The sequence below is a fragment of the Microcoleus sp. B3-D2 genome (assembly GCF_036705345.1).
GTDB lineage: Bacteria > Cyanobacteriota > Cyanobacteriia > Cyanobacteriales > Microcoleaceae > Microcoleus.
The window spans coordinates 77,611-94,552 of sequence record NZ_JAUBUG010000005.1 but is presented as its reverse complement, the minus strand read 5'-3'; the positions used below and the strand labels follow the sequence as shown (position 1 = coordinate 94,552).

The 16,942-nt window shown below is 45.6% G+C and carries 13 protein-coding genes; 2 read left to right on the top strand and 11 right to left on the bottom strand.

Annotated elements, in window-relative coordinates; all coding sequences use genetic code 11:
* Positions 1-265 precede the first annotated feature (265 nt).
* The 6 genes from QUB14_RS03490 to QUB14_RS03465 all read right to left on the bottom strand — a co-directional run bounded on the left by QUB14_RS03490 (position 266) and on the right by QUB14_RS03465 (position 5,007).
* Complete coding sequence (locus QUB14_RS03490; RefSeq protein WP_333215141.1) at positions 266-397, bottom strand: hypothetical protein; 132 nt, start codon at positions 395-397, stop codon at positions 266-268.
* A gap of 141 nt (positions 398-538) precedes the next feature.
* Positions 539-1,171: a glutathione S-transferase family protein gene (locus tag QUB14_RS03485; RefSeq protein ID WP_333215143.1), complete on the bottom strand. Its 633-nt coding sequence runs from the start codon at positions 1,169-1,171 to the stop codon at positions 539-541.
* 62 nt (positions 1,172-1,233) lie between these two features.
* On the bottom strand, positions 1,234-2,217 hold the full coding sequence (locus QUB14_RS03480; RefSeq protein ID WP_333215145.1) for an aldo/keto reductase: 984 nt from the start codon (positions 2,215-2,217) through the stop codon (positions 1,234-1,236).
* Between the two features lie 155 nt (positions 2,218-2,372).
* On the bottom strand, positions 2,373-2,804 hold the full coding sequence (locus tag QUB14_RS03475) for a pyridoxamine 5'-phosphate oxidase family protein (RefSeq protein ID WP_333215148.1): 432 nt from the start codon (positions 2,802-2,804) through the stop codon (positions 2,373-2,375).
* A gap of 152 nt (positions 2,805-2,956) precedes the next feature.
* On the bottom strand, positions 2,957-3,865 hold the full coding sequence (locus QUB14_RS03470) for a DMT family transporter (protein WP_333215149.1): 909 nt from the start codon (positions 3,863-3,865) through the stop codon (positions 2,957-2,959).
* 128 nt (positions 3,866-3,993) lie between these two features.
* Positions 3,994-5,007, bottom strand: a complete 1,014-nt coding sequence (locus tag QUB14_RS03465; RefSeq protein WP_333215151.1) for a Gfo/Idh/MocA family oxidoreductase — start codon at positions 5,005-5,007, stop codon at positions 3,994-3,996.
* Positions 5,008-5,532: 525 nt separating this feature from the next.
* On the opposite strand from QUB14_RS03465, the gene QUB14_RS03460 reads away from it, so the two are divergent.
* On the top strand, positions 5,533-5,832 hold the full coding sequence (locus tag QUB14_RS03460) for a ferredoxin (protein ID WP_190663602.1): 300 nt from the start codon (positions 5,533-5,535) through the stop codon (positions 5,830-5,832).
* Between the two features lie 348 nt (positions 5,833-6,180).
* On the opposite strand, the gene QUB14_RS03455 is transcribed toward QUB14_RS03460, so the two are convergent.
* The 5 genes from QUB14_RS03455 to QUB14_RS03435 all read right to left on the bottom strand — a co-directional run bounded on the left by QUB14_RS03455 (position 6,181) and on the right by QUB14_RS03435 (position 16,530).
* On the bottom strand, positions 6,181-7,836 hold the full coding sequence (locus QUB14_RS03455; RefSeq protein WP_333215152.1) for a SpoIID/LytB domain-containing protein: 1,656 nt from the start codon (positions 7,834-7,836) through the stop codon (positions 6,181-6,183).
* A 432-nt stretch (positions 7,837-8,268) separates the two neighbouring features.
* The gene (locus tag QUB14_RS03450; RefSeq protein WP_333215154.1) at positions 8,269-13,086 is read right to left on the bottom strand and encodes an eIF2A-related protein; all 4,818 of its coding nucleotides are present in this window, start codon (positions 13,084-13,086) and stop codon (positions 8,269-8,271) included.
* Positions 13,087-13,090: 4 nt separating this feature from the next.
* Positions 13,091-14,470 carry an ATP-binding protein gene (locus QUB14_RS03445; RefSeq protein ID WP_333215156.1) on the bottom strand — a complete coding sequence of 460 codons (1,380 nt, stop codon included), beginning with the start codon at positions 14,468-14,470 and terminating at the stop codon, positions 13,091-13,093.
* 131 nt (positions 14,471-14,601) lie between these two features.
* Complete coding sequence (locus tag QUB14_RS03440) at positions 14,602-15,792, bottom strand: M20 family metallopeptidase (protein WP_333215158.1); 1,191 nt, start codon at positions 15,790-15,792, stop codon at positions 14,602-14,604.
* A 525-nt stretch (positions 15,793-16,317) separates the two neighbouring features.
* Positions 16,318-16,530 (bottom strand): ribbon-helix-helix domain-containing protein, encoded by a 213-nt coding sequence (locus QUB14_RS03435; protein ID WP_242719200.1) that lies wholly within the window; start codon positions 16,528-16,530, stop codon positions 16,318-16,320.
* Between the two features lie 140 nt (positions 16,531-16,670).
* Here QUB14_RS03435 and QUB14_RS03430 point away from each other — a divergent pair, with 140 nt between their 5' ends.
* Positions 16,671-16,904 (top strand): hypothetical protein, encoded by a 234-nt coding sequence (locus tag QUB14_RS03430; protein WP_190733091.1) that lies wholly within the window; start codon positions 16,671-16,673, stop codon positions 16,902-16,904.
* The last annotated feature ends 38 nt before the right edge of the window (positions 16,905-16,942 follow it).

Sequence of the window (16,942 nt, the reverse complement as noted above, 5' to 3'; positions counted from 1 at the left end):
GTGCGTCGCACGTCTTCAACAATCTCGACCGCCCCTCATGGGATGAAAAGCCGATTCACACCCATATAGGCATTAATATTAAGTACAATCTCAATTAGACGTTCAACACAAAGTGCTCGATATAATAGACAAACATTCCGGTGAGATAAAAAAAACGCTTTCCCTGAATGCGACGCACGAAGACCGAGGTAGCCCCATGTAATGTTTCTGGTAGCCGCAGCTCGTCTGGATAGCGAAATTTATCTACGGTATATCCCTTATAACTTCATTCCTGACCTATGCTTTTGCTATAGTCCCTGACAAAGTGTTCCTGCTTGGTAAACACGTCCACTCCATCAGTCCCAGGATCGGCATCGGCATTATCTACAAATTGCAAGCCCAGCAATCTCCACTGCATTGATCGGCTTGCATTAAACTTCCTCAAGTCGGTTCTTGACCGATTAAAACCGTCAAGACTGACATAATTTTCATTGTTACGCTACCATCGGGAGCCGACACGCTGATTTGTTCCCCTAAAACCGCTTCATCTTGACTGCAATTACGCGCACACTTTTTTGACGTTGGGCAACTGGCTAACCTGATCCCACCACGTCCGTAGTTTTGGCGTTTGAGCCGTAATCACTTCAAATTCTGGAGTTTGGGAAAGGTAGATAAAGATAGGAATCAGATAGAAATCAGCAATGCTCGCTTGGCTGCCGAGGAGATAGGGGCTAGCCGTAGCTAGCGACTCGATCGCCTCTATAGCCTTTTGTGCAGGCGCGATCGCATTTTTGACTTTAGCCTCATCTGTGTTACCCCCCTGACTCGGCACAATCAATCGCTGAATCACAATGGTGGTAATCGCAGGGCCATAGAAATAGCTATCAATAATCGCCATGATTTGACGCATCCGAGCTTGAAGCATTGGATCGGAAAAGCTAAATTTGCGATCGCCTAAAGTGGCATCCAGGTATTCGGTAATAGCCGCCGTTTCGTAGAGCAGTTCCCCATTTACTTCAAGGGTGGGGATTTTACCAAAGGGATTCTTAGCAAGGTACTCTGGGGACTGGCTTTCACCATTGAAGATATCAACGCTTTGGAGGGTATAGTCTGCGCCTATTTCCTCAAGCAGCAGCCGGACGGTACGGACATAGGTACTGACGGGTGTTCCCCAAACAATAAGTTTTGACATGATTGATCGCTCCTGAACCAAAAATTTAGCCGTAGTTAAGAATACTTTACTCGCCCCAATTCCTAACGATTGACGGTACTCATATCGGGGTAGCGATCGCCCACTGCAATTCCTAATGGCAGGGCTTTGGCGAGCTGGTCTAGTTCTGCTGGAGTCAGCGTCACAGCAGCCGCTGCAATGTTTTCTTCTAAATATGTGCGGCGTTTGGTGCCTGGAATTGGCACAATGTCATCGCCTTGGGCTAACACCCATGCCAGCGCCAACTGTCCAGCTTTGATACCCTTAGCGGCTGCCATCTGCTCTATCTGCTCGACTAATTCCAGATTTTGCTGGAGATTATCGCCTTGAAAGCGAGGATATCGCTGGGCCCGATAGTCTCCCTCGGATAATGTGTCGAGGCTCTTGATTTTGCCTGTGAGAAACCCACGCCCCAGAGGGCTATAAGGCACAAACCCAATCCCTAGCTCTCGGCAGGTGGGCAAAATCTCGGCTTCTGGCTCCCGACTCCAGAGCGAATATTCAGTCTGGAGTGCTGAAATAGGATGCACTGCTTGGGCACGGCGGATCGTGGCGCTCGCGGCTTCGGAAAGGCCAAGGTAGCGAACTTTCCCGGCTTGCACTAGCTCTGCCATTGCACCTACGGTTTCTTCGATGGGAGTGTTTGGATCGACTCGGTGCTGATAGTAAAGATCGATCGTATCTACGCCCAGACGCTTGAGACTGGCATCACAGCAAGAGCGGACATATTCGGGTTTGCCATTCACGCCCTTAAAGCTGCCGTCGCTACCGCGTACATTGCCAAACTTCGTGGCGATGATGACTCGATCTCGATGCCCTTTAATTGCTTTGCCGACCAACTCCTCATTGTGACCGACACCGTACATATCAGCCGTGTCGAGGAAAGTCACGCCTAGCTCTAAGGCGCGATGAATGGTGGCGATCGATTCTGACTCATCGGCTATGCCGTAGAACTCGGACATCCCCATACAGCCCAGTCCTAGTTCCGAGACTACTAATCCTTGATTGCCAAGTTTTCGCTGTTTCATGATGTTTTCCTATGACTCTAAAGTTCTTGCTTTGGGGGACGGACGATCATTTCATTGACATCAAAATCACCGGGTTGCTCAATAACAATGGCATCTGCATCAATGACGATCGCATTAAGTTCATTCCTGCTAGAACGTTTGAGCTATCTCGGTTCTTAGCGACTGCTGACTCCATCAGTCGTGCGTCCGCTCATTTCACTCACGTCGATGCGGTAGATTGCGATCACTTCTGAACGTCCCTGAGCATCAATCCAGGTTCGATTGATAGCAGGTGAGAGCGTTGGATTGCGCTCTTTGATCAAGTGCATTGCCCGATCGATGTCTTCCTCAACTGTGAGGCGGGAGGCTCGACCATTCACAATCACGCTGCGCCAATGAAGCGCATCATTTATTTCTTCAACCTGTAGACAGATTTCTGGATTCGCCTCTATGTCATGAGTCTTCATTCCTTCGGTTGTAAACAGGTAGATGTCCGAATCTTCGAGATAATAACTCATTGGCATCACGTAGGGTTTGCCTTCGTGTATGCAGCCCAGATGACCGTATCCTACTTGGTGTAGCAGCTCATGTATTTCTTTTAAACTCATTTCATCAATATCTAACATTACTTTTCTCTTAAAAATTCAGTTGATTGCTAGTATTGAACACAAATAATCCACGCTTTACATCTGTCGTTAGATGGAATCGATATGTGCAAGTCAATGATTGGAGTCAGCAGCGTGTTCAGAAGGCGATCGCCTCACAAATCTTCTGCCCGCTTAATTGATGCTTTTTTACCCGCAGCTACGCTAGCAACAACCAAACAGGCAGTGACTAGGGCGATCGGCTCCAAAGTCTCACTAAGCAGAATTGCCGAAGCCAGGAGCGTCAAAAATGGTTGCAATAACTGAATTTGACCTATCCGTGCAACTCCACCAATTGCCATACCATGATACCAGGCAAAAAATGCGATAAATTGACTAACAACACTCACATAAGCAAAACCTAACCACGCTATTGGTGAAGCTGTCAACCCTTGTTTTAATACCACAAATATTGTTGGCAAAACCTCAAAAGGAGCTACAATCACCAATGCCCAGCAGATCACTTGCCATCCACCTAAACTCAAAGCTAATCGCCCACCTTCAGCATAGCCCAAAGCAGCAGCAATTACAGCTCCAAACAAAGCTAAATCTGCGGGATGAAGCTGGCCAGCGCCACTAATAATTCCAAAAATAACAACGGTTGTACTACCGACAAAGCTCGCAATCCAAAAGCGGAAATCAGGGCGCTCGCCAGCTCGTAAAAACCCCGCTATCGCTGTTGCTAAAGGCAACACTCCTAACACCACAGCACCGTGGGCGGCGGGTACTTGCTGCATTGCCCAAGCCGATAGTACCGGAAATCCCAGAACAACTCCCAATCCGACAACTAATAAACTCCCAAGTTGCTGTTTTGATGGAATGGGTTGATGCGTTATCCGCAGAGTAAAGGCTGCTAGTATAGCTGCTACTAATCCGCGTCCTAAACCTACAAAAAGCGGGTCTAAATCTATCACAGCGGCTCTGGTTGCCGGTAATGTCAAGCTAAATCCAACTACACCCAAAAAACCGTAGATTAAGCCGATAGTTTCTGAATTTAAGTGAAGATTTTCCCAGTAGGATTTCATTGACTCTCCAATATAGAGCGAGTTAAAAGTTCTTTACCTCCTTTATGAAAGAGGTGGTTGAAACCGCTCTGCAAGTCAAACTCTCGTCCGCCTGCGCCGGCTAATAGATAAAGGAAGTATTCGAGGACTTACGCACTCCTTAGCGCCACATTTTGCCCGGTTTCGCTCGATCGCCTCGCAGCATCGCCCACTTTCAAAGCGTACAAGCTACTAGCATTATTCACGTACAAAGGCGTACCGTTTGACAAATATTCCAACACCATATCGGTGTCTTTGGCAAACAAACCGCGCCGCGTCCCTACTTTGATGTTCTGCCGATTTTCTCCCTGAATTAATTGACCGGATTCAGGAGTAAAAACCAGCGTTCCTGCTTCTCCGTAGATGGTAAAAATGTTTTCCGACTGCCAAAAAGTCTCTCCTTTTCCATAAACAGCTTCAGCCACAATGCCATTGGCAAAGCGCAACTGTGCGTTGCACAAACAAGCTTTGTAGAAATCCGGCTGAGTGTCCCAAAATTGAGCTTGACAGTTAACGCTTGTTACTTCTCCGAACAAATCGGTAAATCGGTGCAGTCGCGAAATTGCACCAACTAACGGAAAGCCAAAGAGGGAATGTTGATAAGTCCACCGCTGCGCGGCTGGATGTTGAGGAGTAATAGTAAGGTAGCGGGCGTAAAAAACTTTACCGATTAATGGCAAAGATTCTTTGATTGCTTGGTGCAAACCGCCTAACAGTTCGATGTGTTCGATGTGGAGGAGTTTTTGCTTTTGGGTGGCAAGTTCGATCGCCCTTTCTGCTTCAGATACGTCTAAAGATAGAGGATATTCCACCACAACGTGCTTGTCATTTTCTAGGGCTGCCAGGACGATCGCCCCGTGATCCCGGTTCACCGTACAGACAATAACCAAATCTAAATCGTCTCTTTCTACCAGCTTGCGCCAAGAAACCGCAGCTTCTGCCCCGAACCCTTGACAAAATGCTGCGGTTTTCTCTGGGCTGTGACCAGCAACCGCTACTAAGTGCGATCGCCCATCAGCTTGAATTGTCTCGACCCTCAACTTAGCGGCAAAACCAGTACCCACAATGCCCACGCGAATTGGAGAATTAACCGAAAAACCAAAGCGAGTATCAATATTAGTCATGGGATTTGAGATTTAAGATTTTAGATAGTTACAGACTTGCCGTGCAGGGCTTTAGGGTTCTATCGCCCCGATTTTAAGCTGTGGTTGCGGTGCGATTTATTCGATCGAGCCTTCAACACCCAAGTCTTGATGCGATCTAACTATACATTTCACCGCCTGCTGGGACTTGCCTTGCAGCAAGTTTTGCTGAAACTCCATCGACACACCGCATACCAAAAACCCGGTTTTTGTGCTGTAGGGCTCAAAACAGGATTTTTCCTAGAAAGCGGATTATTTAGCGCAAGTCTTGCCGCAACAGTATCACAAGGCTGAACCCAAGATAGGTATAAGTAATCAAGATGAAATTAGAAAAAGTTATAACTAATCCCATTCAAATGTTTTGTAAATAAGTGTGTCAACCTCCCTTCTATCCCCTACTATCATAGAGGGAACGAACCTAAGACCTAACCTCAAAGCTAATAGAGCGTTGAAGTTTGTATTAGGAAAAATTATCAATCTTGTTGAATTTTTGAGAGGATTTAGTGCATGGCAACTTACAAAGTTACCCTCATCAGCGAAGCCGAAGGAATTAACCAGACCATTGACGTTGATGACGATACTTACATTCTTGATGCTGCTGAAGAAGCAGGACTCGACCTCCCCTACTCTTGCCGCGCTGGAGCTTGCTCCACCTGCGCCGGCAAAATCACCAAAGGCGAAGTTGACCAATCCGACCAATCTTTCTTGGACGACGACCAAATCGAGGCCGGATTTGTCCTCACTTGCGTAGCCTATCCCAAGTCTGACTGTACGATCGAAACTCACCAAGAAGAAGCGCTCTACTAAGAAAGGACGCTCTGCGTGATACCCTAAGAAACCCGGTTTCTCGTTTCCAGAATTAAGCTGAAATACGGCAATTATGTTAAGAAACCGGGTTTCTGTGTCTAACATTGCAACCAAGCCGCCAGCAGTCTGTCACTCCCAGCTATGAATTCATAGCTGTTGGAGCAGATAGCTGACCAAATAATTTTAGATTTTAGATGGCAGATTTTAGATTAACTGTGAAACCAATCTAGAATCCCAAGTCTAAAATCTAAAAGTTTTACGGCTAATATTTAGTCTCGCGTTGCGCGGACGAAAGTTTGTGTAGTGGCGATGATTTAAATCGCCGAGTCTTAGACAGACTGCGCTCGACTATTCGCGCCAAAATGTAATGTTATCGCTGAGCGGCACAACTTGAGCGCCGGGAAAATAAAAGCCCAGAATTTGAGATCCGTTCCAGCCCAAATTAGCCAAATTGTAAGAACCAGTCTGACTCATTCCCACCCCGTGCCCGAAACCGCCTCCGACAAAAGCATAACCGTTGAGAGTTTGGTCTGGATTGTAAATTGGTTCTAAGTAAAAAAGCGTGCTGATCGGGGGGTAAAAAGCATTGCGAATCTCGTCTTTGTCGATATCGATGGGGCCCAAGTCAGTTTGAACCTTCATTTTCAAAACTCGACCTGCGGCCGACCTTTCCACCACTTCCACTTGAGTGACAGTTTTAAGATTAGCCAGCGGGTGCTGTTTCTTCTGAAGATACTGTTTGAGAAATCCACCAATCGCTGTCAAAGAAGCTGGTTCGCGCCACCGAAAAGTATCTTCTTTTTCCTCATTAAACCCTTTTTCCAAACTGAGAAAGCGGCGGAGGTTGTTTTCGTCAGACAAACTCTGCTTGGACAAATCCCAAATATTATTAGGCGAATCTACGATCGATCGCAAATATGGACGTTCCGCGCCCTGCCACACATCGTTAAAAGAGGCTGTCACGCCGCCGCTAGACGCGGAATAAAGCGCGTCTACTAGCTGATTTTCGTAAGTTAGCACCAAACCGCTCGTTTGGGCGATCGCCTTATCACTTTGCGGGTAAACCTCGGTCAAACCCTTATAAACTTGACAGTTAACATCAGCGCACAACTCATAATTATCCACAGCAAACCGGCGCAAATTTCTCAGGGCGTAAGTTCTGGCTAAAATAGTTTGAGCGACAATCGCAGCGTAAGGCGAAAAAGCCCCAATTTCGTGAGGAACAACACCCCGCAAATAAGTTTCCGTCAGCACTTCATTCACCAAAGTATAAGTGCCGTAAGCATTTTTTTGCAGGTGCAAACTGCCGCCATAACGGTGAGTTTCTTGAATTGCTTTTTCTGGTTCAGTAGCTGTCGCCTCTTGGGTAGTTTGTTCCAATACCTCAATCACATTTTTCCCCGCCGTCACATCCAACTCATTGCGGTTGAAACGAAAGCCATTTAAAACCCAAAATGCCTGGGGTATTTGTTTTAAAACTTTGGAATCCAAAAAAGCTGTTTTGTTCCCTTGAGCTTGCAAACTTTGCAACAGCCAGCGCCGCACCAAAGGAGAGTTATAAACATCTCTTTTTGCCCAAACTTGCCAGCGCAAAGGTTGAGCAATTTCTACTTCTATTCCCTGGGCGCGCCACTGATTGGCGCTATCTTCCGCACTCTCGAAACTGCGGTGGGAGCTCAGAACAACTCGTTCTTCTACTAAGGGCGATTCCAGAGGTTTCGGGGCTATTTCTAACTTGACGCTGGCAGCCGTTTTGGTTTCTATGCCTTGAGGAGTTTTGTAACGCAATGTTAAGCTGTCGCCCGGTAATGCTTTCAGCGTCAGTTTGTCGGTTGCTTTTGTGCCAAACCGCTGCACCACGCCGATTTTGATCGGTCTATTTTGGGGAGTTTGGGCGTATCCCGCAGCGCTGAAAATGGGCAACAGGCACAAGGCGGTGAAAACAGTGCTATAAACGCAGCTAAACCATTTGTAATTGGGAGTTGGAGGTGCTTGAGCGGACACAGTTATCTATCTCCCGATAGTTGAAATTTGGGGATTTTTGATTGTACGTTAGCACATTTGGCGGCTGCTAGAGCGGGATTCCGGAAGATAAGGTGGTTTGGTTCGTTAAACCGATAGTCCGACAGGGGTTGAAACCCCTGCCTCAAAGCGAAAGTCCTCTAAAAGAGGACTGAATAATTCATTAGTCCTCTTTTAGAGGACTTTCGCTATTAGACAGGGAATTTATTCCCTGGCGGACTGCCGGGTGGGCGGGAGGACTGGCGGACAAAAAGCTTAAGTTGACACGACGAAAGGCAGAGGCGGTGTCCTGGCTGTGGGTAATATTAATTCCGATGCTACCGGATTTGATATCAAACGCAGGAATCGCAAAAGTTGCGATCGCTTTACATTCTGTTACACGGTCAGGTTTATTTGCACCTACCGACTGATTGGCTAATCATTTTTCTGAGCACTAATCCCATCGCAGAGGTGTTTCTCGCTTTCATCAGCATTATTCTGCAAATAGTCGTGCAGCCAATCGCAGCCTTGCACCAGCATTTCATCTAAACTTCTGATTCGCCACAACCGGGCTGTTTTGTCCTCTGATGCTGTAGCGATGTATTTGCCGTCAGGACTAAAACTGACACTCAATATCCCATCTTGATGTCCTTTAAATTCTTGTATCAACTTGCCTGTTACATCCCACAACCGGGCTGTTTTGTCCCTTGAGGCCGTAGCTATGTATTTGCCGTCTGGACTAAAACTGACACTTGATACCCAACCTTGATGTCCTTTAAATTCTTGTATTAGCTTGCCTTTTTTTAAATCCCACAACCTTGCTGTTTTGTCTAATGATGCCGTAGCGATGTATTTGCCGTCGGGACTAAAACTGACACTTGTTACCGGATCTTGGTGTCCTTTAAATTCTTGGATTAACTTGCCTTTAACATCCCATAACCTTGCTGTATTGTCATTTGATGCCGTAGCGATGTATTTGCCATCAGGACTAAAACTGACACTTGTTACCCAACCTTGATGTCCTTTAAATTTTTGTATCAGCTTACCTGTTAAATCCCATAACCTTGCTGTATTATCCCATGATCCCGTAGCTATGTATTTGCCGTCTGGACTAAAACTGACACTCCTTACCCAACCTTGATGTCCTTTAAATTCTTGTATTAGCTTGCCTGTTAAATCCCACAACCGGGCTGTATTGTCCGATGATGCCGTAGCAATGTATTTGCCGTCGGGACTAAAACTTACACTCGATACCGAATCTTGATCTCCTTTAAATTCTTGTATTAGATTGCGTTTGACATCCCACAACCTTGCTGTTTTGTCGTATGATGCCGTAGCGATGTATTTGCCGTCTGGACTAAAGCTGACACTTGATACCCAACTTTTATGTCCTTTAAATTTTTGTATCAGCTTACCTGTTAAATGCCATAACCTTGCTGTATTGTACGATGCGGTAGCGATGTATTTGCCATCGGGACTCCAACTGACACCCCATACCAAATCCTGATGTCCTTTAAATTCTTGTATCAACTTGCCTGTTAAATCCCACAACCTTACTGTTTTTTCCCCTGATGCCGTAGCGATGTATTTGCTGTCTGGACTAAAACTGACACTTGATACCCCATTTTGATGCCCTTTAAATTCTTGTATTAGCTTGCCTGTTAAATCCCACAACCTTGCTGTTTTGTCCCTTGAGCCCGTAGCTATGTATTTGCCGTCTGGACTAAAACTGACACTCCATACCCTATCTTGATGTCCTTTAAATTCTTGTATTAGCTTGCCTGTTAAATCCCACAACCTTGTTGTTTTGTCCCATGATCCCGTAGCGATGTATTTGCCGTCTGGACTAAAACTGACACTCCATACCAAATCCTGATGCCCTTTAAATTCCTTGATCAGCTTGCCTGTTAAATCCCATAACCTTGCTGTTTTGTCCGCTGATCCCGTAGCGATGTATTTGCCGTCTGGACTAAAACTAACACTTGTTACCCCATTCAATCCGCCATGTGGATATCCTTTAAATTTCTTAATCGGCTTGCCTGTCAAATCCCACAACCTTACTGTTTTTTCCCCTGATGCCGTAGCGATGTATTTGCCGTCGGGACTAAAACTGACACTAAATACCCAAATTTGATGTCCTTTAAATTCTTGTATCAACTTACCTTTGATGTCCCACAACCTTGCTGTTGTGTCCTTTGATGCCGTAGCGATGTATTTACCGTCGGGACTAAAACTGACACTCAATACCTCTGCTTGATGTCCTCTAAACCGATTTTGTTCTCGGATGTTGTCGAGAATCTGGTTGAGGGCCATCTGGGGAGTAGATATCGGGTAATCTGCAAGGGAACGAACGTCTTTGACTGTAGATTTAAGTTCTTTCCCAGTCTTCACCGCTGAGATTAAAGCATCTATTTGATTATTGCCAGATTCAAACATTCTCAAAGCATCACTTGCAGCCCGCTCTAATTTTGTCAATTTCTGTGCCTTGTCCACTTGCTGCCAAGCTACTCCCATTGCGGTGACAGCGCCAATTAAGCTAATGCTAAATATCGTTGCACCAGTAGTTAGCCATTTAACTTGTCGCTTTGCTGCTGCTGACAACTGTTCTGCTTTCTGCCGCGCCTCTGCTAATATCTGATTTTCAGTTTCAGTCTGCTTGAGTTTTTGGCGTAATTCGAGTAATTCCGCACCGCGCTGTTTGCGGATAAAAGGCACTAAATAATCGTGGACAAGTTGGTAACGTTCAATCGGAGTTGCTGGCACTTCTAACACCAATCCAGATTTAACGACAATCTCGATAACTAACTCTAATCTTTCTGACTCAGTTCCTAAATGTGCTGCTAACTCAGCCAGATTTTTCTGAGGACGAGTGTTGTTTTCATCCGTCAGCAAGTACAACACAAGTTCGGCAATATCTTTATTTTCCTGCCCGCAGTCGGCGATAACTTCTGCTAAAAATTCCTCAACCAGTTTAAGCTTAGCCTGATTGCCAAGTTGCTGATATTCACTCAGTCGAGTAATCTGCTGTTTTTCTAGTTGCGTTCCCACAATTTGCAACTCAATCGGCCGCACTTCGCGCACTTCACCTGCTAAATCTTCTACCAGCGCGTTTACCAAATCTTCGGATAAGTCAAGTTGAGAGCGTTTTGTTAAAGTTTGGAGAACAGTTTTAGCATCGGGGAGCGAAAAATTACCCAAGTAATAGCAGATATTTTGCGTAAGAATATCGTTATTGATAATTAATAAATTGGTGGCGCGATTGAACTCGAACAAGTAGAAAAGATAATCTTCTCGCAGCGACAGGATAATTTTTAGATTAAAAATATTTAAACACTCAGCCAAAAAATTATATAACTCTCTCCGGCTAGTTTGGTCTGGATAAGCAAAGAAAAATTCCTCAAACTGGTCAAAGATTAGTACCGTCAATAAATTGCGATTTTGATTCAGTCGTAACTGTTCCAGAATAGCTGTCGGCGTATCAATAGGAGTAGATAAACTCTCACCTTTTATTTTTTTAATTCCCGATCGCAAACACTGACCGCAATTCCTCGCCCAATCGTGATAAGAGTGCAATAAAACAGGCAATAAGTCCCGCGCTTTAAAAGTGGTGAATTGCAGTGCCGGAACTAACCCCGCTTGAATAATCGAACTTTTTCCTACTCCAGACTGTCCGTGAATAATTGTCAGCTTGCAATCATCTCTACCTATCCGTTGAATTATCCGTTTAATATCCTGCGCCCGCCCGGAAGCGGCTTCAATTTCCTCAACAATTTCAGCTTTTGACAGACCGGATTCTAAACCGATATCAATTGTTTGTTGCGGCGACTGCAAGCGACCTGCACCAATAAAAGCTTGCAATCCATATTTGCTCTTAACTGCTTGTTGTTCGAGTTTAATGTAAAAGGCTTTTAAATATTCGCCTTGCTCAAAATACAGAGTTCTCAACTCTTCTAAAATCCTCAGATAAAGCTGCACATCATCTTGAGGCTGGGTAATTACTTTCGCTTGTGTTAAAGTTTCTATAATCTCAAGAGGGGAAAATACAGACTCACTCCCCCCCTTAGCAAGGGCGGGCTGGGGGGGGTTAACTGTCGAACAGGGGATAAGATTTCGCTGCCCTTTTGCCAAAAGTAGCAGATACAAACCAGTCTCTTTTTTATTGATTCCTGCTTCTGCCAAAACCGACAATGCTAAGTTAGCCGATTCGCAAGCTTTTTCCCACTGAGATTGTTGCAGCGCCACCTCAGCCAAAAAGCCGTAATCTTCAGCTACTTGACTCGGAGTGCCGTAAATTTCGTGAATTTCTAAGGCTTTTTCAGCTAAACTTTGCAACTCTTCCCAAGCTTGTAAAAGTCGCAGCACTTCGCCAAGTTGGCTAATACATTTCGCAGCTAAATCATGTCGCTGTGCTTGCTCAAAGCTCTCCTGAGATTGCTGTAAATACTTTCTAGCTTCTTGCCAATAACCTTGATTTCCTGCCCGGTGCAATTCAGCTTTGCGGTTGTAAGCTTGAGCAATTTTCTGGCAGACAATTCCTTGTCTTTCTAACGGGTGATTTTGCTGCCAAAATGTCAAACTTTGATGATAATATTGGAGTGCTGAATCTATTTTATTTTTCAGATATTCAACTAAACCCTGAATAAATTGCCAACTCGCTTGCAATTCCTGGCCTAATGCTACATTTAGCAAATCATTCTCCAACGACTCAATTTCACAGTCATCTAATTTGAAATTCTCAACATCACCAAAAGCTTGACCTGCTTTTTGTCGCAAAAAAATCATCAAATCATAGGGCGGCATGGTAAACTGAATTGGAGGAGGAGCCCAAGACTTCAAATCATTCGCCGATCGACTGAATTTAGACAGTACGAAATCCGTAACCCATAATATTAAAGGAAAAGCAAAATCTTGCTTGAATTGATCTCGCGCTCTATTAGCCCCCGCTAACAGGTCATCAAGAGCAACCACCGATTCGATACCGACAATTATTAAAGCTTTCGGCGGTTGCTCTTGGACGGCATTGAGAATGGTTTGATAAAGTGTTTGGGTAGCAGGTTCGAGGACTAATTCTTGATATTGAACAGTCGAGCGATCGCGCAGTTTTTCCAGCATTGCATAACGCAAGCTAGCATAATTGCAGCGCACTATAGTTAAAGAAAACTTTCCTTGAAAGCGGGAGATAGTCCGTACCAAAGTAGATAGCGAGCGCTCATTTTCTGCTGCAATATCTTCCGCTAGATTTGAGTTTACCATGATCTCACGAATTTTGCTGCTGCCACAGCTTGAATTTGTCAGTTTCCATCAACAGCGGATTCAACGCAAACCAATTTCCTTGAGTGTCTACATATTCAAAAGCCCACAGGTTTCGCAGCAAATCTTGGTATTCTTTATCTCCATTAATGCTTTGTTCTTTCACCACCTTAAAGAGTAACTCCCACTCATCATTATCAATGCCATTCCTCAGACTGTCGCGGGAACTGCGAATCACTGATTTCAACACATCTTGCGAAATAGGAGGGTCATCTTGCTGCAAGCAACCAAACAGCATCCCCATCAAGTTTCGCAGATGACCTCCGCTGACTCGGCACAATTCATCTAAAGTTTCAGGACTGTCAAAAACTTCGGCAATTAATGTGATATATTTCTCTGGCGACACATCAGGGAAAGCCCGCGACATCACCATGCGCCGCAGCAAATTCATCCCCTCAACACATTCGCTGCCGTCTCTCTTCTTTACTGGTACCATTGGCAAAATTTTTGGGTCAACTCCGCCCCCCAAGCGATTTTTCAAAATTTCACTTTCATTACCAAAAATCAATCCCAACGGCAGGGTATAAACTAAATGGCAATTCAGTTGCCGCAACTGATCGCCCCGGTCAATAAAAATATATTCTGGCAACAGTCGCCCCGCTGCATTGGGTCGAGAGACTATCCTGTCTAAGTTGTCAACAATCACCACCAATCCTTTTTTACCCCGCTGCTTTAGCTGATTAATTGCTACATCAATTATTTCTTGATTAATCAGTTCTAACATTTTATTAGCTTGCGGTTCCATGTACTGTCTCAGTTTAGAGCGCAAGTCGGGATCACTTTTGGTTTTGGCAGTAATTTTGGCGATACCTAAAGGCAGAGAAACTTCCAGATTCCCGTCTGTATTGCCCTTATATTTGCTACCAAAAAGTTCTCCTTCAGCTTCTAAAGTCACAGGGGTTTGTAAAAAATTCCAACTATTTTTTAAGAATTCTTTAAAGCGCTGGGGCTGCAAGGAAATTTTGCCCTCTTCCAAGCTTTGCGTGACTCGCCGTGCGATCGCTAACATGATATCCGTCAAATCGAGATCCATTTCATCGAGATCTTGTGTTGACTCGAAGTAAACTACATGAAACCCCTCATCTGTCAACTCTTTTTCCAGTCGCGACAATTCAGTAGACTTGCCACAACCAATATGTCCGGTAAACAATTGGCAAGTCGGTTTATCTCGTGCCAGACGGGTAATTGTCCGTTTGAGTATGTTAATAACTTTTCCGCCGCGCACCTCAGCAAAATCAATGTAGTAGCGCTGATCTTCGGCATTGCCCAATATCAGGGAGTGACTGGGGTTGCAGGCGTCGCAGAATCGATCGAAATCTAGATTCATAAAATTTTATAAATTAGTTTTTGTAGTTATTGTAGGGTGGGTCAGGGCTGAATGTTATTACCAGAGACAAAACAATTTTCCGGCTAAGCACCCTACGGTTAGTTAGCTGACCACCCATACGTCGAAGACTATTAGTGTGAACCTGGATGCTGTTTCCAATATTGGTAGGCGGCATAGGCTAAGGTGACAGCGCCGGTCACAATGGAGGCTTCATCGACCTCAAATTGCGGGTGATGGAGGGGATAGTTCGGTTTGTCAGTCAGTCCCACTCCTAAGCGAAACATGGTTCCCGGTGCGTGTTCTAAGTACATCGAAAAATCTTCCGCGCCGAGGGATGGTTCTGGTAAAATCTGGACGCGCGATCGACCTAAAGCTTCTAAAGCCGCAGTTTCGACTAATTGCGTGAGTTTTGGGTCGTTTTGGACTCCGGGCACGCCGCGCTTGTAGGTGAGTTCGTACTTAGCGCCGTAAGTCGCGCAGACGCTAGAAACAATTTGTTCGATCCAAGCCGGCAGTTTTTCGTGGGTTTCCGGATGCAGCGATCGCACGGTTCCCAGCAATTTTACTCGATCGGCAATCACGTTCGGCGCTCGTCCGCCGTTAATTTGCCCGATCGTCAAAACCAGCGGCCTCAAAGGATTTTGCGTGCGGCTAATTGCCTGCTGCAAAGTGGTAATTATCTGAGAAGCAATCCAAATTGCGTCGATCGCCTCGTGGGGGCGCGCACCGTGGCCGGATTCGCCCATCACAATCAATTCTATGTCATCTGCCGCCGCCGTCAGGGCCCCGTGGCGGATACCGATGCAACCGCCGGGAATCGTCGGGAAAACGTGCACTCCGAGGATGCCGTCAACATCTTGCATCGCCCCGTCTTTAATCATCCATTGAGCACCTTGGGCAATCTCTTCCGCCGGCTGAAACAAGAAGCGGACGTGACCGGGCATTTTTTCCTCTAGCTGAGACAATATCATGGCTGCGCCCAAACCGACGGTGGTGTGGATGTCGTGGCCGCAGGCGTGCATGACTCCCTCGTTGCGGGAGGCAAAATCTAAGTTTGTGCGTTCTTGAATCGGCAAAGCGTCCATATCGGTGCGAATTGCCAGCCACCGGGACTCGCTGCTGGTGCCTTTGAGTTCGCCGATAACTCCTGTTTTGCCGATTCCTTCGATGGCGCGGACTCCGCTGGATGCGAGAACTCCGGCTACGTAGGCGGCGGTTTGATATTCTTGGCCGCTGAGTTCGGGGTGGGAGTGGATGTGGCGGCGAATTTCGATTAAGCGGGGTGCTAGGGTGGCGGCTACTTCTTTGATGCGGGAAAGCATGAATTTAGTTGGGGAGTGCGGTACAAGTTGTAGTCAACTAGGGTAACGCATATGTTTGGGGGTGAACAGGGTTACAAGGCGCAAAAGTGCGATCGGGCTTTTAGATAGCAATCCTATTCCGTTTGTGAATAATATTTTTTTATATTCGCATATAAAAGAGATAAAAGAGAGGCAGAAACCGCGAACAAAACTCAAAATTTTAGGTTCAAATGCTGATTTTCAGTAGAGAATCTCTGGTTGTAATCTCATTTTCGTGTTTCTAGGAAAGCGGTGGAACTGGAAGGGGGGGAATTGCCTTATTTGTTTAAAGTAACTATTTTTTCACTACCGAGTTATGCGATTTTAGGCTTTACGTTAAGTGTTTTAGTCTTAGCAATTACCTCTCTTGGTCAAAAACAGGTTGCTGAATTTGACCCTTTGGATCGGGTTTCGGGTTAGAGGAAAAAGAAAACCCAACTCCAACACAAAATAAACTGCCCGACAGGTTGGCAGTTGAGAATGACCCATTAGCGTAGAGCTCAAAGGTTAATTGCTGCTGGGTTCATCTTCTGTAGTCTTTTTAGCCAAGTAAGCATCTACAGCTTGAGAGACAATCCGACTGACGAGATTGCTGACTGTCCGGTCTTCTTTCTTGGCCCAATCTTCCAAGACGTTGTAGGCGTTTGGAGGAACGTAGCTGGTGACTCGTTTTAGGTTTTTTGCTGGCAAGTTAGGCAACTGGGAATTTACTTCATACATCGATCGTACTTTCTTTGTACGCCTCTTGCACGGTGACACTCGGTGTGATACCGTGTAAATAGTCAAACACAAAACCCCCACCGGTCAGAGTTGCAATCGTTCGGTGGGGGCTTCAACTCCCATATTTAGGAGGAAACTCTATGATATCACCGCCGAAATCAGTTCCAGAACTGCTCCGGGAAGAAATTCCTGATGTACCTCAAGGTAAGCAACCGATTCGTTTGCTGTTGTGTGGCGTTCCCAAAGCGGTAGACAGCATCGTTAATCTGTTGCACGTTTTAGGTTTTGCAGAAGTTGGGGAATGGAGCCCGCCTCTACCATCGCCTCTAGCGGGTGAGGTGATTCGGATTTTAACCCGTTACTGGAAAGAGTAATTGTTGAGGGCGATCGTATGAATTGAAAAAGTGCGATC